We start from the raw sequence: 1009 nt of genomic DNA, 5'->3' as shown, positions 1-1009 counted from the left end.
GTCAAAGGGCAAGTTGTTGAAGCCCATGACGTGGTTAACCTTAAACACCATATCGCTCTATACCGCAGTCGCTTAAGTGATATTTCTTGGTTTATGCGAGCGTTAAATGAACCTATCGCCCGTAAGGCAAATCAAGAGGATAACTGCACAGGACGCTTCTGGGAGGGCCGTTTTAAATCCCAAGCCCTACTCGATGAGGCGGCAGTACTCGCATGTATGACTTATGTTGACCTCAACCCTATTCGCGCTCAACTGGCCACATCACCAGAAACTTCGAACTTCACTAGTATTCAACGGCGTATCCGTGCGGCACTAGCCGGCAAACAACCCGAAACCTTACTGCCTTTTATCGGTAATGAGCGAGATAATATGCCTAAAGGGCTGTCCTTTGATGTACAAGATTATCTGCAACTGGTCGATGATACTGGCAGAATTATTCGCGATGATAAACGCGGGAGTATCAGTTCGAGCAGTGCAAGCTTACTGATTCGCCTTAATATTCCGCCTGAGAATTGGCTTAAGCTCACTCAGCATTTCGGGCAGCTTTTTAAAGGCCCTGTAGGTACTGTGCAAGAGCTCACTTGTTATTGCGAACACCTTGAAAAGCGACGAAGGCACTATCGCCACAGCTGCCTGAATTTAATGGCAAGCTGAGCCATTTAGAGATAGTCCACATTCAGAGATAGTTCAGCGCCAAACTTCACTCATCCATAGCAGTGGAGAGCCTGACTCGAACTAAATCGACCCAATTCCTGCTAATTATCCGCAAATCAAAAAATAACCAGGGATAATCCCCCGAAAACCTGGCTTTTCAATCTAAGCCACAAACCGTTTGGTAAACGTAGCTTCGATGTTGTTGGTTATTTTTATATCATGGGTGGCTAGGGTCTGTTGATCTTTGCTGTACAAATGTTGTTCAGCAATACATCGGCAGCCACATTAACATAAACGCCAGTGACACCATACTGGCGTAATTTCTTGCTAGCTTGTCATATCTTGTTGATATTGC

General features: G+C 45.4%; 1 protein-coding gene and 1 pseudogene. One reads left to right on the top strand and one right to left on the bottom strand.

The window, feature by feature from the left end:
• On the top strand, positions 1–654 hold a 654-nt coding region (locus tag K5Q99_RS21805), incomplete at its 5' end, for a transposase (protein ID WP_220778119.1).
• 262 nt (positions 655–916) lie between these two features.
• On the opposite strand, the pseudogene K5Q99_RS21800 reads toward K5Q99_RS21805, so the two are convergent.
• Positions 917–1009 (bottom strand): annotated as a pseudogene (locus K5Q99_RS21800) (IS5/IS1182 family transposase); the annotation flags it as partial.

Source organism: Shewanella hafniensis, from assembly GCF_019655335.1.
GTDB lineage: Bacteria > Pseudomonadota > Gammaproteobacteria > Enterobacterales > Shewanellaceae > Shewanella > Shewanella hafniensis.
This window is presented reverse-complemented; position numbering and strand designations above follow the sequence as displayed.